The 20718-nt window shown below is 66.9% G+C and carries 20 protein-coding genes; 15 read left to right on the top strand and 5 right to left on the bottom strand.

All coding sequences use genetic code 11. The features are described from left to right. Window positions 1-54: 54 nt before the first annotated feature. The gene (locus tag ACTIEY_RS16130; protein ID WP_439520141.1) at window positions 55-1032 is read left to right on the top strand and encodes a LysR family transcriptional regulator; all 978 of its coding nucleotides are present in this window, start codon (window positions 55-57) and stop codon (window positions 1030-1032) included. Here ACTIEY_RS16130 and ACTIEY_RS16125 read toward each other — a convergent pair. After that, entirely contained in the window at window positions 1020-1760 is a 741-nt protein-coding gene (locus ACTIEY_RS16125; protein ID WP_439520140.1) for a 2OG-Fe dioxygenase family protein, read from the bottom strand. The genes ACTIEY_RS16130 and ACTIEY_RS16125 overlap by 13 nt on opposite strands. Before the next feature lie 113 nt (window positions 1761-1873). On the opposite strand from ACTIEY_RS16125, the gene ACTIEY_RS16120 reads away from it, so the two are divergent. Both ACTIEY_RS16120 and ACTIEY_RS16115 read left to right on the top strand, forming a co-directional pair. Then, window positions 1874-2299, top strand: a complete 426-nt coding sequence (locus tag ACTIEY_RS16120; RefSeq protein ID WP_439520139.1) for a bacteriohemerythrin — start codon at window positions 1874-1876, stop codon at window positions 2297-2299. Beyond that, window positions 2296-3030, top strand: a complete 735-nt coding sequence (locus ACTIEY_RS16115; protein ID WP_439520138.1) for a DUF2189 domain-containing protein — start codon at window positions 2296-2298, stop codon at window positions 3028-3030. Before ACTIEY_RS16120 ends, ACTIEY_RS16115 begins: the two co-directional genes overlap by 4 nt. 4 nt (window positions 3031-3034) lie before the next feature. Here the strand turns inward: ACTIEY_RS16115 and acuI are convergent, their stop codons facing one another. From acuI to ACTIEY_RS16100, 3 genes are read right to left on the bottom strand one after another with little or no spacing between them, the layout of a single operon-like run. After that, a complete protein-coding gene (acuI, locus tag ACTIEY_RS16110; protein ID WP_439520137.1) occupies window positions 3035-4033 on the bottom strand; it encodes an acrylyl-CoA reductase (NADPH) in 999 nt (332 codons plus the stop codon). Window positions 4034-4043: 10 nt separating this feature from the next. Continuing rightward, window positions 4044-4277 (bottom strand): hypothetical protein, encoded by a 234-nt coding sequence (locus ACTIEY_RS16105; RefSeq protein WP_439520136.1) that lies wholly within the window; start codon window positions 4275-4277, stop codon window positions 4044-4046. 4 nt (window positions 4278-4281) lie between these two features. Further along, window positions 4282-6024 (bottom strand): long-chain fatty acid--CoA ligase, encoded by a 1743-nt coding sequence (locus ACTIEY_RS16100; protein ID WP_439520135.1) that lies wholly within the window; start codon window positions 6022-6024, stop codon window positions 4282-4284. A gap of 304 nt (window positions 6025-6328) precedes the next feature. Here ACTIEY_RS16100 and ACTIEY_RS16095 point away from each other — a divergent pair, with 304 nt between their 5' ends. The 12 genes from ACTIEY_RS16095 to ACTIEY_RS16040 all read left to right on the top strand — a co-directional run bounded on the left by ACTIEY_RS16095 (window position 6329) and on the right by ACTIEY_RS16040 (window position 18425). After that, window positions 6329-7366, top strand: coding sequence for an amino acid ABC transporter substrate-binding protein (locus tag ACTIEY_RS16095; RefSeq protein ID WP_439520134.1), 1038 nt, complete (start codon window positions 6329-6331; stop codon window positions 7364-7366). 133 nt (window positions 7367-7499) lie between these two features. Next, window positions 7500-8672 carry an amino acid ABC transporter permease gene (locus ACTIEY_RS16090; protein ID WP_439520133.1) on the top strand — a complete coding sequence of 391 codons (1173 nt, stop codon included), beginning with the start codon at window positions 7500-7502 and terminating at the stop codon, window positions 8670-8672. Window positions 8673-8674: 2 nt separating this feature from the next. After that, entirely contained in the window at window positions 8675-9778 is a 1104-nt protein-coding gene (locus ACTIEY_RS16085) for an amino acid ABC transporter permease (protein WP_439520132.1), read from the top strand. A gap of 11 nt (window positions 9779-9789) precedes the next feature. After that, window positions 9790-10533, top strand: coding sequence for an amino acid ABC transporter ATP-binding protein (locus tag ACTIEY_RS16080; RefSeq protein ID WP_439520131.1), 744 nt, complete (start codon window positions 9790-9792; stop codon window positions 10531-10533). A 42-nt stretch (window positions 10534-10575) separates the two neighbouring features. Then, a complete protein-coding gene (locus tag ACTIEY_RS16075) occupies window positions 10576-11664 on the top strand; it encodes a glycerophosphodiester phosphodiesterase (RefSeq protein ID WP_439520130.1) in 1089 nt (362 codons plus the stop codon). A gap of 96 nt (window positions 11665-11760) precedes the next feature. After that, window positions 11761-12504, top strand: coding sequence for a DUF1223 domain-containing protein (locus tag ACTIEY_RS16070; RefSeq protein ID WP_439520129.1), 744 nt, complete (start codon window positions 11761-11763; stop codon window positions 12502-12504). A gap of 49 nt (window positions 12505-12553) precedes the next feature. Then, a complete protein-coding gene (locus ACTIEY_RS16065) occupies window positions 12554-12892 on the top strand; it encodes a hypothetical protein (protein ID WP_439520128.1) in 339 nt (112 codons plus the stop codon). Between the two features lie 80 nt (window positions 12893-12972). Continuing rightward, window positions 12973-14340, top strand: coding sequence for a TolC family protein (locus ACTIEY_RS16060; protein ID WP_439520127.1), 1368 nt, complete (start codon window positions 12973-12975; stop codon window positions 14338-14340). 13 nt (window positions 14341-14353) lie between these two features. Next, complete coding sequence (locus ACTIEY_RS16055) at window positions 14354-15736, top strand: multicopper oxidase family protein (protein WP_439520310.1); 1383 nt, start codon at window positions 14354-14356, stop codon at window positions 15734-15736. Between the two features lie 13 nt (window positions 15737-15749). Continuing rightward, window positions 15750-16265, top strand: a complete 516-nt coding sequence (locus tag ACTIEY_RS16050; protein WP_439520126.1) for a cupredoxin domain-containing protein — start codon at window positions 15750-15752, stop codon at window positions 16263-16265. A 19-nt stretch (window positions 16266-16284) separates the two neighbouring features. Further along, complete coding sequence (locus ACTIEY_RS16045) at window positions 16285-17013, top strand: copper-binding protein (protein WP_439520125.1); 729 nt, start codon at window positions 16285-16287, stop codon at window positions 17011-17013. Window positions 17014-17099: 86 nt separating this feature from the next. Continuing rightward, window positions 17100-18425, top strand: a complete 1326-nt coding sequence (locus ACTIEY_RS16040) for a TAXI family TRAP transporter solute-binding subunit (protein ID WP_439520124.1) — start codon at window positions 17100-17102, stop codon at window positions 18423-18425. A gap of 102 nt (window positions 18426-18527) precedes the next feature. Here the strand turns inward: ACTIEY_RS16040 and ACTIEY_RS16035 are convergent, their stop codons facing one another. Further along, a complete protein-coding gene (locus tag ACTIEY_RS16035) occupies window positions 18528-20657 on the bottom strand; it encodes a DUF1631 family protein (protein WP_439520123.1) in 2130 nt (709 codons plus the stop codon). Between the last annotated feature and the right edge of the window lie 61 nt (window positions 20658-20718).

Here is a 20718-nt window from a genome sequence, read left to right as displayed (position 1 = left end):
CCTGATCACTCATGGTGATCACCCGGCCTCACGCTGTCGACCTGGAACCACCCGATGCATCCCCCATCCGACTACCTCGTCAGGCGACTGCGCCTGCGCCATCTCGAGCTGCTGGTCGCCCTGGCCGACGCGGGCACCATGCGCGCCGCCGCCACCCGGCTCAATCTGAGTCAGCCGGCCCTGAGCAAGATGCTGGGCGAGATCGAGTCCGGTTTCGATGTGCGCCTTTTCGAGCGCACGCCGCAGGGGCTGGGGGCCAATGCAGCGGGGCTTGCCGCGGTGTACAGGGCCCGGGTGATCCTGGGCGAGCTCTCGCGCGGCAAGGACGAGGTGGATGCGCTTCGCACCGGCGCCTTTGGCCTGCTTCGGCTGGGCACGCTGTCGGTCACCGCCACGGTGCCGCAGGCGATCGTGCAACTGCGCATGCGCCTGCCAGGCGCCCGCGTGCAGGTGCACGAAGGTCGCGTGCGGGAGATGATCCAGCGCCTGCTGGACGGTGAACTCGACGGCGTGTTCGGCGCCGTCACACCCGAGTTGCTGACCAGCGACCAGCTCTCGCTGCTGCAACCCGAGGTGCTGCTCAAGGATGAACTCTGTGTGCTCTGCGCCGAAGGGCACACCCTGTCCCGCAGCCGCCGACTGGCCTGGGCCGACCTGCGCGCGCAGCCCTGGGTGGCTCCCCCGAAGGACACGCTGGTGCGCCAGGCCCTGATGACCGCGTTCCTCAACGCCGGCCTGGAGCCGCCGGAACCCGCCATCGAGGTGCTGTCATCCGTGACGGTGGGCAGCGTGCTGCGCCTGGACCAGACCCTGCTCGGGGCGGTGCGTTTCGAGCAGGCGCGCGACGAACTCGCACGCGGTGGTGTGATGCGGCTGCGCATCGAACCCTCCGTCGCCCTGCCTTCGCTCGGCCTCTACACCCGACGCGCCGCCGAGGGCCCGCCGCCGGTGGTACCGGCGTTCGCCGACGCGATCAGGCGCGTGAGCGCGCGTTCGCGGATCCAGGTGCTGGACGGCGCTCAGTCACCCTGAAAACCACCCCGTCGACACGTCACCACCAGCGTGTCGCGCCAGCCCAGTGCCTCGCCATCCATCGGCTGGATCGGCGTGCTCTCGTGGATCACGCGCGAATCGTCCAGCAGCAACAGCGACCAGGGTTCGCGCAGCGTGAAGCGCTGGCCGGCCGGGCCGTTGGCTTCGAAAACGCGGCTCTCGCCACCCTTGATGCCATGGCGCTGCACCATGAACACGGCCACGAGGTCGACACCGTCGCGGTGCGCGCCTTCGGGCGTGGGCCGGCCGATGCCGTCGGTGGTGTCGATGCGGAAGACGTGCGCCTCGGTGTACCAGGGTTGGGGACCTCGCAGGGCGCTGGCCGCTTCGCCCAGGCGCTGCAGCAGGCGGCTCCAGACCGGCAGGGCCACGGTGTCCGTGGCCATGGGTTCGAACCAGCGCTGCATGCCGCCGTGCAAGGCGTTGTATTCCAGGGGCTGCCAGTGCGCACGGTGGGGCACCTGCCGGACCTGCGCTCCATCCACCATGAAGCAACTGTGCCGGCGACTGCGGTAGCGCCCGCCGTCCTTCAGGTAGGCGTCAGGCGGCAGCGCGTCCCAGCCCTGGTGCAGGGCCCGCAGGTCGGCGGGTGAGGCCGACAGCCAGGTGGCGACATCCGCTGCACTGAGCAGCGCGAAGCCGGCGGCCTTCAAGGATGCCCCCAGGGCGGGCAACGAAACGTAGGGTGGCTGGAATTCGCTGGTCATGGACGGGCAGTTTAGCCACACGATCCACCGTTTTCCGCCGCTTTCCTGCGCTGGATCAAATGCACGCGCACCAACCCCTGCGAAGCTGCAAACCAGAACACGGAGGATCCACCATGGAGACAGCGAGACTGGACACAGCGACATGGAGCCCTGCGCTCCTGTTGGGCTTCGAGCCGATGGACGCCGCCCACCAGGCATTTGCAGAGCTCCTGGCCAGGGCCCAGGCCGCTTCGGACAGCACCTTGACCGACGCATGGGGCGAGATGGTGACCCACACCGAACGCCACTTCACCCAGGAAGACGACTGGATGCGGTTGACCGCGTATCCGTCGGCCACGCAACACACGCTGGAGCACCGCGTGGTGCTCAACCTGATGCGCGAGGGACTGGGCCAGGCACAGGACGGGCAGCTCGCCCCGGTGCGCCAGATGGCCAGTGAGCTGTGGGCCTGGTTCCTGCGGCACACACAGTCGCTGGATGCGGCGCTGGCGCTGCACATGCGCCGCGCCGAGCCGATGGCTGCGCCGGAAAAACCATGAAGCTGGCCGCCCTGCAGGCCGGCGATCCCCTGCAATGGTTGCGCAGGGGGTGGGCCGATTTCGTGCGCTGTCCGCGCATCGGGCTCTTCTATGGCCTGTGCTTCTTCGCGATGGGCCACGCCCTGCTGGCGGTGTTTCGCGCCGCACCGGCGTACGTGCTGGCACTGAGCGCAGGCTTCCTCCTGATGGGGCCGTTCCTTTGCCTGGGTCTGTACGACGCCAGCCGCACGCTTGAGCAGGGGCAGCGGCCCACGCTGCGCAGTTCACTCGTCGCTTGGCGTCCCACGCTGCGCACCATGGCCATCTTTGCCGGCGTCTTGCTGATCCTGGAGATGCTCTGGGGGCGCGCGTCGCTGGTGGTGTTTGCCGTCAGTTTCAACACCATGCCCTCCACCGAGAAACTGCTGGCGCAACTGTTCAACCCGGAGAACATCGAATTCCTCATCACCTACACGGTGGTGGGCGGGTTCTTCGCCGGGCTCATCTTTGTCACCAGCGCCATTTCCATCCCCATGATCCTGGACCGCCAGACCGACGCGATCTCTGCGGGGCTCACGAGCATCCGGGCCTGCCTGGAGAACCCGGGCGTGATGCTTTGGTGGGGAGCGTTGATCACGCTGCTGGTGGTGCTGGCCATGTTGCCCCTGTTGGTGGGCCTGTTCGTGATCGGCCCGGTCCTGGGCCACGCCAGCTGGCATGCGTACAGGCAGATCGTGCCGCCTGCTGCCTGATCCGTCAGGCGTTCACGTTCACCACCAGCCGCCCTCGCACCCGTCCGGCCAGGATGTCGCTGGCCGCCCCGATCGCTTCGCCCAGTCCGATTTCCTTCGTCATGGCGACCAGTTGCTGCCGATCGAGCGTTCTGGCCAGCGCCTCCCACGCCGCCACGCGGCGCGGCATCGGCGCCACCACGCTGTCGATGCCATACAGGGTGACGCCGCGCAGGATGAACGGGGCCACGCTGGCCGGCAGGTCCATGCCTTGCGCGAGGCCACAGGCGGCCACGGCGCCGCCGTAGCGCACGCTGGCGCAGGCATTGGCCAGCGTGTGGCTGCCCACGGAATCGACCACGCCGATCCAGCGTTCCTTCTGCAATGGCTTGCCGGGCGCCCCCAGTTCGCTGCGGTCGATCACGCCCGCTGCGCCGAGCGACTTGAGGTAGTCGGCTTCCTGCAACCGACCGGTAGAGGCCACCACCGTGTGCCCCAGCCCGGCCAGCAGCGAAATGGCGACGCTGCCCACGCCGCCGTTGGCACCGGTCACCAGCACCTCGCCGCTGCCCGGCTGCACGCCAGCATCCGCCCAGTGGCGCTGCAGGGCCTGCACGCACAGCATGGCGGTGTAGCCTGCGGTGCCGAGCGCCATGGCCTCGCGCTCGCTCAGGGATTCGGGCAGTGCCACCAGCCAGTCGCCCTTGACGCGGGCCATCTGCGCCAGGCCACCCCAATGCGATTCACCCACGCCGTAGCCATTGAGCAGCACGCGGTCACCGGTTTTCCAGCGCGGGTGGTCGCTTTGCACCACGGTGCCCGCGAAATCAATGCCGGGCACCATCGGAAAACTGCGCACCACAGGCGACTTGCCGGTGATGGCCAGGCCATCCTTGTAATTGAGGGTGGACCAGGCCACGCGCACGGTGACGTCGCCCGCTGCGGGCAACTGGGCTTCGTCGATGCCGGAGAGCTCGCAGCGGTAGCCGGACTCGGGCTTCGTGATGACGAGGGCGTTGAACATGGGACGTTTCCTAAGGCAGGGGTCTGGGGTCGCCGTCGCGCCAGAGGCGCACGGTCAACCACCAGCCGATGAGGGAGTTGGTCAGAGCAAACAGGCTCACCACCAGGCGAATGCCGTCGGGCGGATCGTTGAGGTGGATGAACCCGACCATGAAGGACGAGAGGGCATTGAACCCGAGCGCGAGCCAGAACAGGCCCTTGCGCGGTTGCCAGAGGCGGCGGACGGCTTCTTGAAGGGATGGCATGGCGTCATTGTGACGCCGTGCCTGCGCGCGCCTCTTCCTGCTCCTGCAGCAGCCGCCACATCACCTTGCCGCTGCCGCTCTTGGGCAAGGCGGTCACGAACTCGACCGTGCGCGGGCACTTGTAGACGGCCATGTGCTCGCGGCACCAGTCCACGATGTCCTGCTCGGTCGTGGTGCCCCGGGCCGATTCGCGCAGCACCACCACGGCCTTCACGCTCTCGCCCCGGTAGGCATCGCGCGTGGCGATCACGCAGGCTTCGGCAATCGCCGGGTGCTTGAACATCAGCACCTCCACCTCGGCCGGCCAGACCTTGAAGCCGCTCGCGTTGATCATGCGCTTGAGCCGATCGGTGATGAAGAAATAGCCGTCTTCATCGACGCGCCCCAGGTCGCCAGAGCGGAAGAAGCGTTTGCCCTCCAGGGTGATGAACGCCGCTTCGGTGGCCTCGGGCCGTTTCCAGTAGCCGTCGAACACCTCGGGACCGTGGATGACGATTTCACCCGCCTCGCCCTGCGGCATCTCCTGCAGCGTGAGGGGGTCGACCACGCGCGCCTCGGTGCTCAGGAACGGAATGCCCAGGCACTGCTGCTTGGGGTGGTCCGGCGGGTTGTTGTGCGAAGGCGCGGCGGTTTCGGTGAGGCCGTAGCCTTCCGAATACCGCAGGCCGAACTGGTCCAGCAGCCGCTGCGCCACCGCCTGCGGCATCGCCGCGCCGCCACCGCCCACCAGCACCAGGCTGGAGAGGTCGTACTGCTCGAAACTGGGGCTGGCCAGCAGGTCGATGACCATGGTGGGGATGTTGGTCCAGTGCGTCACGCGCCAGCGCGAGATGAGCCGGCCCGCCAGTTCGCGGTCCCAGCGCGGCATGAGCACCATGGTCGCGCCCATGTAGACACCTGCGTTCAGTCCGGCCGCCAGGCCGGTGATGTGGAACATCGGCACCACGAGCAGGCCGATGTTTTCCGGGGTGCTGTTGGTCCACAGGCCCACGGCCACCGCGTTGTGCATGATCGTGCGGTGCGGGTGGATGCAGCCCTTGGGCAGGCCGGTGGTGCCGCTCGTGTAGGGCAGCACGGCCAGGTCATCCGGGCCCCGGTTGTGGGCCGGGGCAGTGCCGGTGCAGGACAGCGCGGCGGTCCAGTCGCTCACCGTGGCGTGGCTGAACGCGGGCGCGGCGTGACGCGCGCCCAGCCACTGAGACCACGCTGGCGGAATTTCAGCCGCCGGGCCGTAGCCATCGCTGTAGTGGGAGACCACCACATGGCGCAGGCGCGAGCCTTCGGCGACCGCCTGGTCGGCCTTGTGCAGTTCGCCGGCCAGGTCTGCCGCGCAGACCGCCACGCGCGCATCCGGGTCGGTGATGTAGTGCGTCAGCTCATCGGCGCGGTTCATGGGATTGACGGGCACCACCACGGCATTGGCCCGAAGGATCGCGAAGTGCGCCACCACCCATTGCGGGCAGTTCTGCATCAGCAGGATCACGCGGTCACCGTCCTGCACGCCCTGTTCGCGCAAGTGGGCAGCGAGGCGCTCCACCTGTTCGTTCAGCTCGCGGTAGGTGACGCTGCGGTCGAAGAAGACGAGGGCGGCCTTGTCCGGGTAGCGCAGCGCGCTCACGGCGAGGTTGTGCCAGAGCGAGGTGGCCGGCGGCGTGATCCGGTGGGGCAGCCGGGTCGGCCAGAAGCGGTGGTGGGGGAAAACGGCGGGCGCGATCGGTGCGTCCACGGCATGGGTGCTGCTGCTCATCGCTTGTCTCCGGTGTTGTCCGGCACAGCATACGGGCCGCATCCCGACAGGGGAACCCACTTTGTCGCGCGAGGGACCTCCGCGTTTTCCTTGATGGCACGGAACCTGCGAGTTGTCGGACTCGATGCCCTGCCGGGGGCTTTCACGATGGCGTCATAAGAATATTGCATGGCTTTCCCACGTAAACCCCGATCCCCCGTGCAAAAGGGCGGCGATACATTCAGTTGCGGTCACGGTCCTGCACCCAAACGGTGCGGGTCCAGCCCGGCGGATTTCTTTCCAACCACAAACACGGAGTAAACCGATGAAGATGACTTCCCTGAAACTGGCGGCCCTGGGCCTGAGCGCGGCGGCTGCCACCCTGGTGGCCCTGCCCGCCCATGCCGGCAAGGACCTCGATGCGATCAAGAAGCGCGGCGAGCTGATCTGTGGCGTCAATACCGGCCTGGCGGGATTCTCTGCCGCCGACAGCCAGGGCAAGTGGAGCGGCATGGACGTGGATGTGTGCCGCGCAGTGGCCGCCGCGATCCTTTCCAACCCCGACAAGGTCCGCTATGTCCCCCTGACCGCCCAGCAGCGCTTCACCGCCCTGCAGTCCGGCGAGATCGACATGCTGGCCCGCAACACCACCTGGACGCTGACCCGCGACACCTCGCTGGGCCTGCACTTTGTGGGCGTGAACTTCTACGACGGCCAGGCCTTCATGGTGCCGAAGAAGCTCAATGTGAAGAGCGCCAAATCCCTCAAGGGCGCCACGGTGTGCGTGCAGTCCGGCACCACCACCGAACTGAACCTCACCGATTTCTCCCGCACCAACAACCTGGCCTTGAAGCCCGTGGTGTTCGAAAAGGTGGAAGCCGCCACCGCCGCCTACGTGGCCGGCCGTTGCCAGGCTTACACCACCGACGCTTCCGGCCTGGCCTCGATCCGCGCCAAGGAAACGCCGAATCCGGACGACCACGTGATCCTGCCCGAGCTGATTTCCAAGGAGCCCCTCGGCCCGGCCGTGCGCCGCGGCGACGACGAGTTCTTCGGCATCGTGAAGTGGGTCGGCTACGCCATCATCGAAGCCGAGGAATACGGCATCACGCAGGCCAATGCCGACTCCATGAAGAGCAGCACCAACCCGAACATCATGCGTCTGGTGGGTGCGGGCACGGAAGACACCGGCAAGCTGATCGGCCTGGACAAGGAATGGGCCCTGCGCGCCATCAAGGCCGTGGGCAACTACGGTGAGCAGTTCGAACGCCATGTCGGTCCCAAGACCTCCATCGGCCTGCCGCGCGGCACCAACAACCTGTGGACCAAGGGCGGCCTGATGTACGCCCCGCCGGTTCGCTGATCTCCGACCTGTCCCGCCGTCGTTCCCCTCGGGGGGATGACGGCCCTGACTTCACCGTTCCACAGGCCCTGGGTCCAGAAAACCCAGGGCCTGTGGCGCAAAAGCTTCTCCCTGACAGGATTGCGAGGCCGCATTGAAACCGCAACTCCCCCCGAAAAAACGAAACTGGTCGCTCAACAGCCGCGCCACGCGCGGGCTCATCTTTCAAGCCATCGCCCTCGTGCTCATCGCCGCCGGCATCTGGTTCCTCGCGCACAACACGCAGGAAAACATGCGCATCCGGGGCATCCAGAGCGGCTTTGACTTCCTCGGCGCCGCCGCAGGCTTCGACATCGGCGAGACGCTGATCCCCTACAACCCGAGCGAGAGCTACGGCAAGGCCATCTGGGTCGGCGTGCTCAACACGCTCAAGGTCGCCGTCATCGGCATCGTGCTCACCACCATCCTGGGTGTGCTCATCGGCGTGGGCCGCTTCTCGCGCAACGCGCTGGTGCGCGGCCTGTGCTACGGCTATGTGGAGACCTTCCGCAACGTGCCCATCCTCCTTCAGTTGCTGATGTGGTACCTGATCTTCATCGAAGTGCTCCCACCATCGAACGAAGCCTGGAACGTGGCCGACCTGTTCTACCTGAGCAAGGGCGGTTTCTCTTTCCCCTTCCCTTCCGTGGGCGTGGGCCAGGTGCTGGCCGGCATGGGCGTGGGTCTCATCGGCGCCTGGCTCTGGCGTCGCCGCGCGCAGAAGAAGTTCGAGCTGACCGGCCAGGACGGCGACCGCATCTGGGGGCCCATTGCGCTGATTGTCGTGTTCGCGCTCGTCGGCTGGGTCGTGGCCGGCATGCCCACGCAATGGAACATTCCCGAGCAACTGGCCTTCATGGTCGATGGCGGCGTGTCCGCCACGCCCGAGTTCATGGCCATCCTCATCGGCCTGGTCATCTACACCGCAGCGTTCATCGCTGAAGTGGTTCGCGGCGGCATCCAGTCGGTGAGCCGGGGTCAGGACGAGGCCGCTGCGGCGCTGGGCCTGAATCCCAAGCAGAAGATGAACCAGGTGATTCTGCCGCAGGCCATGCGCGTCATCATTCCGCCGCTGACCAACCAGTACCTCAACCTCACCAAGAACTCTTCCCTGGCCGTGGCCGTGGGCTACCCGGACGTGGTCTCGATCGCCAACACCACCATCAACCAGAGCGGGCGCGCGGTGGAGTGCATCGCCATCATCATGCTGGTGTACCTCACCACGTCCCTGTCCACGTCGGCCTTCATGAACTGGTACAACCAGCGCATGGCCATCAAGGAGCGATGACCATGTCCGACACCTTCGTTCCGATCCCGCCGCGCTCCTCTCCCGTGAAGACCACCGGTTTCGTGCCGTGGGCGCGGCAGAACCTGTTTGCCGACTGGCGCAGCACGATCACGACCGTGTTTGTGGGCGGGCTGCTGGTCTACGCGATCCCCGGCCTGCTCAACTGGGCGTTCTTTCAGTCCGTCTTCCGCGCCGATGCAGACGCCTGCCAGGCCGCGCGCGGAGTGGGCGCCTGCTGGGGAGTGGTCACCGAGAAGTACCGCATCATCCTGTTTGGCCGCTATCCGTATGAAGAGCAGTGGCGCCCACTCATTGCCACCTCGGTCATGCTGCTCGGCCTGGTGCTCAGCTGCATCCGCTTCTTCTGGAAGCCCTGGCTGGTGCTCATGTGGATCGGCGTGCTGGCGGTGTTCTTCACGCTCATGGGCGGCGGCGTGCTCGGCCTGAGCGAAGTGCGCACGGACCTCTGGGGCGGTCTGCCGCTCACGGTGATGCTCGCCACGTTGTCCATCTTCATGGCGTTCCCGCTCGCCATCGTGGTGGCGCTGGGGCGTCGAAGTCACCTGCCGGCGATCCGTTCGGCGTGCATCGTCTACATCGAACTCATCCGCGGCGTGCCACTGATCTCGGTGCTGTTCATGGCCTCGTTCATGTTCCCGCTGTTCATGCCGCAGGGTGTCACGCTCGATGTGCTGGTCCGGGTCATCGTCGGCATCACGCTGTTCGCCGCGGCCTACATGGCCGAGATCATCCGCGGGGGCCTGCAGGCGATTCCGAAGGGACAGCTGGAAGCGGCCGACACACTGGGCCTTTCCTACTGGCAGACCCAGCGCAAGATCGTTCTGCCACAGGCCCTGGCCATGGTGGTGCCGAGCATGATGAACAACTTCATCTCCGTGTTCAAGGACACCTCGCTCGTCACCATCGTCTCGCTCTACGAGCTCACCGGTGCGCTCGCGCTCGCACTGAACTCCGACGTCGACTGGCGCCCGTTCAAGATCGAGGCCTACATCTTCATCACCCTCGTGTATTTCACTTTCTGTTTCTCGATGTCGCGCTACAGCCTGTGGGTCGAAAAACAACTGAGCGCCAGCAAGGCGCGTTGAAGGAAAAGAACATGACCGAACCCATCATCCGATTCGACAAAGTCAACAAGTGGTATGGCAACGACTTCCATGTCCTGCGCGACATCGACCTGGACGTGGCCAAGGGCGAACGCATCGTGGTCTGCGGCCCTTCGGGTTCCGGCAAGTCCACGCTCATCCGCTGCATCAACCGGCTCGAAGAGCACCAGCAGGGCCACCTGATCGTCGACGGCATCGAGCTGACCGACGACATCAAGGCGATCGACCGCGTCCGCAAGGAAGTGGGCATGGTGTTCCAGCAGTTCAACCTGTTCCCGCACCTCACGGTGCTGGAGAACCTCACGCTATCGCCCATGTGGGTGGGCAAGCTGCCCAAGAAGGAGGCTGAGGAAAAGGCCATGATCCAGCTCAATCGGGTGCGCATCGCCGAGCAGGCCGGCAAGTACCCGCTGCAGCTCTCGGGGGGACAGCAGCAGCGCGTGGCCATCGCGCGCGCGCTGTGCCTCACACCCAAGATCATGCTGTTCGATGAGCCCACCTCGGCCCTCGATCCCGAGATGATCAAGGAGGTGCTCGACGTGATGATCGAACTGGCCAACCAGGGCATCACCATGATCTGCGTGACGCACGAGATGGGGTTTGCCAAGGCGGTGGCCGACCGCGTGATCTTCATGGACCAGGGTCAGATCGTCGAGCAGAACACCCCGGAAGCATTCTTCAACAATCCGCAGAACGAACGCAGCAAGGATTTCCTGTCCAAGATCCTGGGACATTGACCTGTCTTGCATCGGTCATGGGGCGCTGTCACACTGCGCCCCATGACCGATACCTCACCGCCGGGCGTTCAGCGCCTGACCTGGATCCGCTGGAGCTGTACCACCGCGCTCGGCCTCTCGCTGTGGTGTGCCGGCGCCGCACTGGCCTTTGACGCACAGGGTCACCGCGGCGCGCGCGGCCTGGCCCCCGAGAACACCATCGCCGGTTTCGAACGCGCACTCGCCGTGGGTGTCTCCACGCTGGAGCTCGACGTGGTCCTCAGCGCCGACGGCGTGCCGGTGATCTCGCACGACACGACCGCCAACCCCGACCTCACGCGCGATGCTCGAGGGCTCTGGCTGCAAGCCCGCGGCCAGCCGTTCAACCGCGTGCCGCTGGCAGAAATCGCCACCTGGGACGTGGGGCGCATCAATCCCGCCAGCCGCTACGCGCGTGACTTTCCCCAGCAGGTGGCGCAGGACGGCCAGGGCATTCCCACGCTGGCCGCGCTGTTCGACCGGGTGCGCGGGCTCGGCGCGCGGCATGTGCGGTTCAACATCGAGCTCAAGATCCACCCCGGGCGTGCTGCGGAGTCGCCCGACCCCAAGGCCTTTGTGCGAGCCGTGCTCGACGTGGTGGCCGCCCACGGCATGACCCACCGGGTCGGCCTTCAGAGCTTTGACTGGCGCATCCAGAAAGTGGCGCGGCAGCTCGCACCCGAGATGCCGCTGTCGTACCTCTCGGCCCAGTTGCCGCGCTTCAACACCCTGGAGAGCGGCGAATGGACCGCCGGCCTGCGACTGGCTGATTTCGAGGATGCGCCCGCCATGGTGGCGGCAACAGGCGGCAAGCTGTGGTCGCCCCATTTCGGCGATCTGGACCAGCGGCAACTGCAGCGCGCACGCGAACTCGGGCTGCGCGTGGTGCCGTGGACCGTGAACGAGCTCCAGGACATGGCGCGCCTGATCGACTGGGGGGTGGACGGCATCATCACCGACTACCCGGATCGCTTGCGCACCGCCATGGAACGGCGCGGGATGGCGCTGCCACCGCGCATTGCGCTGCAAGTGTCGGTTGTTCCGGCTCGACCGCGTGCGTTGGCTCCCGCGTCCGAGCCGGTGCCTTTCGGCGTCGCACCTGACCTGCGCTGAGGAGCACCGGCGCCTGGCGCAGCGATCATTGGCGGGCCTCTGTAAGAACCGCCTCGGCACAGCGACTGACCCACTCCACCGTTGCCTGGAGCCAGCATGCGCCTGACCCTTCGCCCAACGAGCCGCGCCTTCTGGGGCGGCTGCGTCTTTCTGGCTCTGCCAGCCGCCGCGCTGGCGCAGACCTGTGAAGCCACCTCGGGACCCCACCCGCCCGCCGTGATCGAGCTCTACACCTCCGAAGGCTGCAGTTCCTGCCCACCGGCCGACCGATGGCTCTCCACCCTGAAACCTGGCGACGGCGTGCTCGCCCTGTCGTTCCATGTGACCTACTGGAACCATCTGGGCTGGCGCGATCCTTTTGCCACCTCGGAGACCACCTCGCGGCAATACCGCTTGAAGGAAGCACTGGGTGGCAAATACGTGTACACGCCGCAAGTGGTGCTGAACGGCCGCGACCACCGGTCCTGGCCAGGGCAGTCGCCAGGGCAGCTCACGCGGTTGAGCGCGGAAGGCGCGCCCGGCCTGCGCCTGAGGCGCGAGGGCAACCAGATCAGCGCGCATTTGAGCGCCAGCGCCGCCCATCCGAAGCTGGCGGGCTACTGGGCCGTTCTGCAGGACGGCATCGTCAGCCAGGTCACGCGCGGTGAAAACGCCGGCGAAGCGCTGCGGCACGATCATGTGGTGGGCCTCTACCAGCCGGTCGAGCCCTGGGCGGGCAACGCGCCTCACCGCACGCAACTGAACCTGGCGGGCGCACGCAACCCACGTGTGGCCTTCGTCGTGACCACGCCCGACCACATGCGGCCCTTGCAGGCGCTGGTGCTGCAATGTCCATCCTGAGGCGTGGGACAAGCGGACACCAGCCCGGCGCGCCGTATCATTCCAGACCATGCGCCATCTGTTGCTCGCCCTGATCATCGCCTTGCTGCCCTTGCGGGCGTGGGTGGGCGACGCCATGGCCATCACCATGGTGGCGCCTTCATCGGATCACGGATCCATGGTGATGACCTCTACGGCGTCTGCACCCTGCCCCGACCACGCGATGGACACGTCCTCCGGGACCGCCGATCACGAGCACCGGACTTGCGATGTGTGCAACGGTCCGGCCATGGCCCTGTCCGCGCCACTCTCGCCAAAGGCCTCCATGGCCCACGGCGTGGTGCCGTCCTCAACCGAGCGTTTCGTCAGTTCGGTGCCGCCCCCGGGCAGCAAACCACCCATTTCCTGAGAACCACGCCACAGGTGCGTCCGGCGTCGACCCTTGGGGGTCGCTAGCCGGCCGCGTTGCCGTGTTCTCAGGAGAATTTCATGCCTTCTTTTCAATGGATTGCGGCCGGACTGGCCTGGATGGTCATGAGCGCCGCCCAGGCAGTGGAGCCCGCCCCGTCGGGGCTTCGCGCCGCCGACCCCGATCAACCCTCATCCGCGCAGCCACTGGCGTTGCCGCCGATGGGCCCCATCGCCCCGGCGGAGCTGCCGGCCGATATCGAGCAGGCGCGCGCGATCTGGCAACGTGCCAACCAGCGGGTGGCAGAGTTCCCGCGCGGGCACATCGATCTGCTGCAGTGGGAAGCGCGCCAACCTGCGCCCGCTGACGCCGGCACGCCCGCCAGCCCCCGCAGCACATCCATGACGCTGGCTGAGGCGTTGCGCGAATCGCTGCGGCACCGGCCGGAGCTCTTCGTTCGCGCGGGCATGAACGCACCCGAAATCGCCAAGGTCCGGGTGGACTTCGCCATGCACGTTCGCGCGTTGCAAGGCGCGTGGATCGATGCGGTGTCGGCGCGCCAGCGCTTGCGCCTTCGGAGTGAACTGCTGGAGGCCACGCGCGCTGGCAGCGAACTGGGCCTGCGCATGGTGACCGCCGGCAACTGGAGCCAGGCGCGCCTGAACCGCGAGCGCCTGCTGCAAGCCAGTGCCTGGCAAAACGCCGTCCAGGCGCAGGCCGCTGCGATGAACGCCCAGGAACAACTGGCGCGCCTGCTCGGGGTCTGGCAGGCAGACGCGGTGGTGCAGCTCGCGGCCCGACTGCCGGACAGCCTGCCTGCGACGCCTCCCCGCCTCTCGCCCGACGCAGGCCTGGACGCCGGTGCGCTCGAAGCCGCCGTGCTGCGCAGCCACCCGACGATCGCCCGGGAGCGGCTGGAGGCCCAGCGCGAGTCCAGCGCACTGAACCAGGAACGGCGGCAAGCCTGGCATCAGGCCCTGGACGCCGCGCTCGCCGCCATGCCCGAACCCGATCTGGCCGGCGCGCTCGAGCCACCCCGCATCGATGACCTCAGCCTGCTTCGCGATCACGGGCTGGAGCGAGCGACCAGGACCGAGTCCGCCCTGCTGAAACGCGTGGCCGAACGCCGATCCAGCACCCGCGAAGCCAGAGCCCGGCTGCAAGTGAGCCACGCCATGGCGCTCCACGCGCAGGACGTGGTGGTTGAACTCCAGAGCGCCCAGGCGCAGGACAGCCTGCTCCGCTACAACGGCATGCTGCAAAGCACCTGGGAGCTGCTGGCCAGCGCACGCGACCGCCTGGCTGCCCTGGACGAGGCCGTGCAGGCGCGACGCGATTTCTGGCGTGCCCAGGCCGACTGGCAGGCCCTGCTGGCAGGTGCCGACTACCTCGGCACCGAAGCGCCCTCTTCCACCGGTGCCGCCACGGCCGCTCCCGCAGGACACTGACATGACACACCCCTTGAACCGCAGACACTTCTTCGCCGGCGCCGCCGCTTCTGCCATGGCCGCCGCCAGCGTGAACCGCGTGGTGCTCGCCGCCATTCCCGAACCCGCGCAGCAGAACTCGGCCGACACCGCAGGGCCCTGGACGCCGCCGGGCGTGACCGGGGCCGGGCGCCCCTACAACCCGGTGGTGACCCTCAACGGCTGGACCGCGCCGTGGCGCATGAAAGACGGCGCGAAGGAATTCCACCTGGTGGCCGAGCCCGTGGTGCGCGAGGTGGCGCCGGGCTTCCTGGTGAACATGTGGGGCTACAACGGTCAGAGTCCGGGGCCCACGATCGAGGTGGTGGAAGGCGACCGCGTGCGCATCTTCGTGACCAACCGGCTGCCCGAACACACCACCATCCACTGGCACGGGCAGCGCCTGCCCAACGGCATGGACGGCGTGGGCGGCCTGAACCAGCCGCAGATTCCCCCGGGCAAGACCTTTGTCTACGAATTCGTCGCACGCCGACCCGGCACGTTCATGTACCACCCTCACGCCGACGAGATGGTGCAGATGGCCATGGGCATGATGGGGCTGTGGATCACGCACCCGCGGAACCGGCACCCACTCATCGAGGATGTGCAGCGCGATTACGCCTTCCTTCTCGCCGCATTCGATGTCGAGCCCGGCAGCATGACGCCCCAGGTGAACACCATGCTGGAGCAGAACATCTGGACCTTCAACAGCCGCGTGTTCCCGGCCATCTCGCCCCTGGTAGCACGGCTGGGCGAGCGCGTGCGCGTGCGCGTGGGCAACCTCACCATGACCAACCACCCGGTGCACATCCACGGTATCGAGTTCGAGGTGACCGGCACCGACGGCGGTCCCACGCCCAAGGGCTCCCGATGGCCCGAGGTCACCACGGACATCGCCGTGGGGCAGATGCGTCAGCTTGAATTCCTGGCCGACGAACCGGGCGACTGGGCCATGCACTGCCACAAGAGCCACCACACCATGGGCGCCATGGGTCATGGTGTGCCGACCATGATCGGCGTCGATCACCGCGGCCTGGTGAAGCCCCTGCAACGCGTCGCGCCCGACTACATGGTGATGGGGGAACGCGGCATGGCCGACATGGGCGAGATGCAGATGGAGCTGCCCGCCAACACCTTCCCCATGATGACCGGCACCGGTCCTTACGGTCCGATCGAGATGGGCGGCATGTTCACGCTGCTCAAGGTGCGCGCAGGCCAGAAGCCGGGCGACTACGGTGATCCCGGCTGGTACGACATGCCCGCGGGCACGCAAGCACGTCTGGTGGAAAACGCGACCGCGCCAGAGCCCACCCGATCCACCGCTCCCTCGCAGCCCGCCACGGGCAGCGTTCGCAAACCTTCGGGCCACGCCCACTGACCAGGAACCTCTCATGACCTACCCGACAACCACACGTCGCCATTTCCAGTTCAGCCTGCTGGCCCTGCCATGGACCTTCGCCATCTCCAGCGCGGGTGCCCACGGCGAACAGCACGGCCAGCCCAACGCCCCCGTGGTGAAAGAGCAGAAGCCATGGGGCATCGCCGGTGAACCACGCCAAGCATCGCGAACCGTGCAGATCCGCATGACCGATGACATGAAGCTCTCTCCCAACCACCTCGAGGTGCGCGAAGGCGAGACGCTGCGCCTGCGCGCGATCAACCAGGGCCGGCTCATGCACGAGATCGTCATCGGCACGACCGACGAGCTGAAAGCCCACGCGGAGATGATGAAGAAGCACCCCGGCATGGAGCACGACGAACCCTACATGGCGCACGTGCCACCGGGCCGCCGCGGCGACATCGTCTGGACTTTCAACCGCGCCGGCGATTTCGAGTTCGCCTGCCTGATCGCAGGTCATTTCGAGGCCGGCATGCGCGGCACCATCCGCGTCAAACCCAAGGTCTGATCCCCTCAGGAGCACCATCATGCAAAGACGACATCTTCTTCAGGCGGCTCTCGGCCTCTCCCTGTGGGCGCCTGCCGCGTTCGCAGAACCTGCGCTGCCTCCCCTTCAGGTCTGGAAAGACCCCAACTGCGGTTGCTGCAACGACTGGGTCGAGCTGTTGCGGGCGGACGGTTTCCGGGTGCAGGTCTTCGACACCGGCAACACCGCCGTGCGCCAGCGCCTGGGCATGCCGGCCCGTTTCGGCTCCTGCCACACCGCGCTCGTGGGCGGATACGTGGTGGAAGGCCACGTGGCGGCCAGCGAAATACGGCGGCTCCTGGCCGAGAAGCCGGACGCCATAGGCCTTGCAGTGCCCGGCATGCCAGTGGGCAGCCCGGGCATGGACGGTCCTGTCTACGGCGATCGCCGCGACGCCTACGATGTGCTGCTCGTCCAACGCAATGGCGGGTCGCGCGTTTTTCAGCACCATGCCGGAGGCTCGGCCGGCCGACTCAAACCCACCTCGAGCGAGACGCCGGGTGCACTGCCCAGCGCCGAGGCCGAAGTCCGCAAGGTGGATGCACGTGCCGGCAAGATCACCCTCAAGCATGGCGAGATCCCGAACCTGGACATGCCGCCGATGACCATGGTGTTCCAGGTCAGTGATCCGGCGCTGCTGGGTCAGGTGAAAGCAGGCGACAAGGTGCGCTTCACCGCCGACAAGATCAAGGGCGCCTACACCGTGATGAGCATCGCACCGGCACCCTGAAAAGCGACACAGTCTGAAACAACCGGCCACTGCCAGCGGCCGCCGTGGCGGCCGGTTGGCGCAGGACGGCATGCTAATGTCGCGCCATGCCCAAGACACTGCGCTACACCCTGCTGTCCCTGCGCGAAATGCTGTTGTCCGCCGGGCCTTTCGCGCTGCTCACCATCGCCCTGCTGGCGCTCACCTACTGGTGGCTGGATCCCAACCCGCCCAAACGCGTGATTCTGGCCACCGGCCCGGCGCAAAGCGCGTACGAGGAGTTCGGCAAACGTTACAAGGAATCGCTCGCGCGCTACGGCATCGAAGTGCAGCTGCTGTCGACCGAAGGTTCCTCGGACAACCTGGAGAAACTGCGCACCGGACAGGCCGACCTGGGCTTCGTGCAGGGCGGCACGGCCGACATCGGCTACGACGAGGAAGACACGCTCACGTCGCTGGGCAGCCTGTTCGTGGAACCGCTCTGGCTGTTCTACCGCGAGGACGCAGCGCGTCGCCTGCGCAAGGAACCGGTGGTGCGCAGCCTGTCGGAACTCAAGGGCTGGCGCGTGAACGTGGGCACTCCCGGCAGCGGCGTGCCGCGCCTGTTCAACACCTTGCTCGATGTCAACCGCATCGAGCCGGGCCAGATGCAGTTGAGCCGGCTGGAGCAGACTCCCGCCACCGTGGCATTCCTCGACGGTGAGCTGGACGCGGTGGTGTTCGCCTCGGCGCCCGAATCGCTGATGGTGCAGATGCTGCTGCAGACGCCCGGCATCAAGCTGCTGGACTTTGCCCAGAGCGAAGCCTATTCACGCCGTTTCGGCTACCTCACGCCGGTGCTGATGCCGCAGGGCGTGGTGGACCTTGCCAAGAACATCCCGGCGCGCAACGTGCGTCTGGTGGCGTCCACCACCAGCCTGCTCGCGCACAGCAACACGCACCCGGCCATCCTGCAGCTCTTCGCGCAGACGGCCACGCAGCTGCACGGCGGCGCCAGCTGGTTCAGCCGCGCGCGGGAGTACCCCAGCCTGGAACACAGCGAAGTGCCGATCTCGTCAGAGGCGCAACGCGCCATCCGCAACGGCCCGCCATTCCTGCAACGCTACCTGCCCTTCTGGCTGGCCAACCTGATCGAGCGCGTGTGGCTGGCGATGGGCCTGATCATCGTGCTGGCCCTGCCCCTTTCGCGCATCGTGCCTCCGCTCTACGCCTTTCGCATCCGTTCGCGCGTGTTCCGCTGGTACGCCGAGTTGCGGGACGTGGAGCAGCGAGCAGAAACCGCCGGCGCGAGCCCGGCCGAGTTGCTCGAGCAACTCGACGCCATGGAGGCCAAGGTGGAAAAGATCGTGGTGCCGCTGTCGTACACCGATGAGCTCTATGCGCTGCGCAACAACATCCACCTGGTGCGCAAGAAACTTTTGCGGAAGGCCTGAACCAGGCGGTAGACGTTTTGCCGCCGGGCCGCCCCAAGGCAAAACAACCCCCCTGGGGGGCAGCGACCCGCGCAGCGGCGGAGCGCGGGGGCTACGGAAGGCCTAGAGTCCGTCGGCCTTGGCGGAGTTCAGCCAGGCCTGGCGAGCGACTTCGTCCAGTGCCTCGTCGACCACCCCATGGTCGGCCACCACGCGAAGCCGGTTCTGCTCCTGCAGCCGGTCCAGACCTCGCTTGGTCATCGACAGCGAACGACCGTTGGCGCCGGTGAACAGGAACAGCGTGCCGTGCGGGCTGGCCCAGGTGATCTGCCAACGCACCGCCTGGCCGTCCTGCGAAATGTCGACCCACGTACCGACCGGCAGATTGGCGGCGTGTTGACCCGCCAGCTCGGCCTTGAGGTCGGCCCAGTCGCGTTGCAAGGGTCGCGTGTCGAGAAACGCGGGCTGGGTGGACGTCAGCGGTGAATCCAGGAAGACATCGTCCATCAGACAGGAGTTCTTTGCCTCGGTGCGCTGCATCCAGGGTTCATCGTCCATCTCGGGTGGCACGCTGGGCGGATCGTCCAACACAGGCGGCTCGTTGCGCTGCGTCTTGTAGGCTGCCTCGTGCAACCCCATGAGGGCCTGAAAGAACGACTCGGTCTGCTCGCGTGGGTACTCGATGGAATCCAGTCCCTCGCGAAGCGTGCGCAACACCTTGGGGATGATCTTCACCAGGCGCGGCCGGTTCAGGCTGGCCAGAGCCAACTGGCTCGACCACAGCAGATCGCCCAACAGCTCGGTGTAGCGAAAGGCGGGCGAATCCGCGGGCTTGATCGAGGGTGTCTCCGACACCTCAAGCCGCGCCTGCGCTATCACCTGGGACCATGCGCTGGTGAGGAAGCGGCGCACCACGCCAGGCGATTTCTCGAAATCGTTGCGGCTGCGGATCTCGGCGGCCACCCGCTCGGCCAGCAGGTTGCGCTGCTCCACGCGCACCAGCGTCTGCACCGCAAGACCGCGCGCCTGCACCTGAGCGGGCGGCACCGCTTCCGCCTGGGACCGGTTCAGGTCTTCCAGCAACTGCTCGAGGCGCTCGGAGATGTCCGGCCCGGGCGTCTTCAACGCCTTGAGGATGTTGCGCACCTGGCCGGAGAACGGGCCGTAGCCCCGATCCTGCTCGCTGGTGAAAGCGAGGCTGCGCTCGGTGATCGCGTCCAGCATTCGACGCGCAGGGTTGTGACGGTCGGCAAAGAACCGGGGTTCGGTGCGCGCCAGTTGCAACAGTGCGGGCTTCATCTCCTGAAGCATCTCGCGAACCGGTGGCAACAGGCGTTCATCGGCGGCAATGCGCTTGAGCATGAGCGAAACCACCTCGCTGGCCAGCGTGCGCACCATGGCGTTGCCTGAGCCCGAAGCCCCCTGGTCGCTGGGCGCATCACCACTCTGGTCGAGGTTGCCCACCAGCAACTGGTGAAGGTGATCGAGCGTGAGCAGTGCGTCGCTGCCGAGCACCTCCTGGGCGGGCTGGCCTTCGCCGCGCCCGGGTGCCACGCTGGTGCTGGCGGCCGCTCCCGCCCCGGCATTCGGCATGGGCCGGCTCTCGGGCGCCTGGATCACCGCGTAGGCGGCCGGTTCGAAGCCCGACTGGCTGAGCATCATGCCGAGCTGGAGGTACATGTCCCTCAGTTCGCTGCCCAGCGACAGGGCTCCCACCTGCAGCCAGCGGGCGCGCACCGTGGGCTCCACCGGAAGACCCTTGAGCGTTTTCATGAGGGCGGAGACGATCACCTCGGCGCGCAACGGATTGGCGTCGGCGTTGACCACCTCGTGGCCCTGCGCGGTGGACAGCAGGGCGGTGAGCGCCAGCTGTTCCTCGTCCACCGACATCTGCACGACCTGCTGGACCCGAGCCAGTTCCACCGTCTCCTGGACCTGGTCATCGCCCATGAGTTCAAGTTCATCGAAACTCACCGAGCGCGGGCGGCGCGGACCGCTGCCCGATCGCGGCAGGGCCTGCTCGACCGATTCGGCCATCGAGGCCAGAAAGCCGGTGGCAATGGCGTCGCGGTGGACCTCCAGCGCATTTCGCGCCTGGATGAGACCCTGCTTCTCGCCCATCTGGGTGGTCGTGGACTCCTTGTCCTTGAGCGCGGTCTGCAATTGCGTGAGCCAACGCGGCATCCACTCACGGGTGAGTGTCAGGGCTTCTTTCAGGCAACTGTCAAAGGCCTGTGTGTCGCGGGCGTCCATGCAGACGGTGTCTTTCAGTCAAGGGAACGGGTCTTGCACGTCATTGTGCCCAACAGGGTAC

Origin of the sequence: Hydrogenophaga sp. (assembly GCF_051858985.1) — a bacterium.
Lineage (GTDB): Bacteria > Pseudomonadota > Gammaproteobacteria > Burkholderiales > Burkholderiaceae_C > Hydrogenophaga.
The sequence above is the reverse complement of the archived record's forward strand: the minus strand, read 5'-3'. Positions and strand labels throughout refer to the sequence as shown.

What these genes read in the sequence shown, in the direction of transcription:
- ACTIEY_RS16130 (WP_439520141.1), top strand. Translation starts at nt 55, where the DNA reads ATGCATCCCCCATCCGACTACCTCGTCAGGCGACTGCGCCTGCGCCAT.
- ACTIEY_RS16125 (WP_439520140.1), bottom strand. Translation starts at nt 1,760, where the DNA reads ATGACCAGCGAATTCCAGCCACCCTACGTTTCGTTGCCCGCCCTGGGG.
- ACTIEY_RS16120 (WP_439520139.1), top strand. Translation starts at nt 1,874, where the DNA reads ATGGAGACAGCGAGACTGGACACAGCGACATGGAGCCCTGCGCTCCTG.
- ACTIEY_RS16115 (WP_439520138.1), top strand. Translation starts at nt 2,296, where the DNA reads ATGAAGCTGGCCGCCCTGCAGGCCGGCGATCCCCTGCAATGGTTGCGC.
- acuI (WP_439520137.1), bottom strand. Translation starts at nt 4,033, where the DNA reads ATGTTCAACGCCCTCGTCATCACGAAGCCCGAGTCCGGCTACCGCTGC.
- ACTIEY_RS16105 (WP_439520136.1), bottom strand. Translation starts at nt 4,277, where the DNA reads ATGCCATCCCTTCAAGAAGCCGTCCGCCGCCTCTGGCAACCGCGCAAG.
- ACTIEY_RS16100 (WP_439520135.1), bottom strand. Translation starts at nt 6,024, where the DNA reads ATGAGCAGCAGCACCCATGCCGTGGACGCACCGATCGCGCCCGCCGTT.
- ACTIEY_RS16095 (WP_439520134.1), top strand. Translation starts at nt 6,329, where the DNA reads ATGAAGATGACTTCCCTGAAACTGGCGGCCCTGGGCCTGAGCGCGGCG.
- ACTIEY_RS16085 (WP_439520132.1), top strand. Translation starts at nt 8,675, where the DNA reads ATGTCCGACACCTTCGTTCCGATCCCGCCGCGCTCCTCTCCCGTGAAG.
- ACTIEY_RS16080 (WP_439520131.1), top strand. Translation starts at nt 9,790, where the DNA reads ATGACCGAACCCATCATCCGATTCGACAAAGTCAACAAGTGGTATGGC.
- ACTIEY_RS16075 (WP_439520130.1), top strand. Translation starts at nt 10,576, where the DNA reads ATGACCGATACCTCACCGCCGGGCGTTCAGCGCCTGACCTGGATCCGC.
- ACTIEY_RS16070 (WP_439520129.1), top strand. Translation starts at nt 11,761, where the DNA reads ATGCGCCTGACCCTTCGCCCAACGAGCCGCGCCTTCTGGGGCGGCTGC.
- ACTIEY_RS16065 (WP_439520128.1), top strand. Translation starts at nt 12,554, where the DNA reads ATGCGCCATCTGTTGCTCGCCCTGATCATCGCCTTGCTGCCCTTGCGG.
- ACTIEY_RS16060 (WP_439520127.1), top strand. Translation starts at nt 12,973, where the DNA reads ATGCCTTCTTTTCAATGGATTGCGGCCGGACTGGCCTGGATGGTCATG.
- ACTIEY_RS16050 (WP_439520126.1), top strand. Translation starts at nt 15,750, where the DNA reads ATGACCTACCCGACAACCACACGTCGCCATTTCCAGTTCAGCCTGCTG.
- ACTIEY_RS16045 (WP_439520125.1), top strand. Translation starts at nt 16,285, where the DNA reads ATGCAAAGACGACATCTTCTTCAGGCGGCTCTCGGCCTCTCCCTGTGG.
- ACTIEY_RS16040 (WP_439520124.1), top strand. Translation starts at nt 17,100, where the DNA reads ATGCCCAAGACACTGCGCTACACCCTGCTGTCCCTGCGCGAAATGCTG.
- ACTIEY_RS16035 (WP_439520123.1), bottom strand. Translation starts at nt 20,657, where the DNA reads ATGGACGCCCGCGACACACAGGCCTTTGACAGTTGCCTGAAAGAAGCC.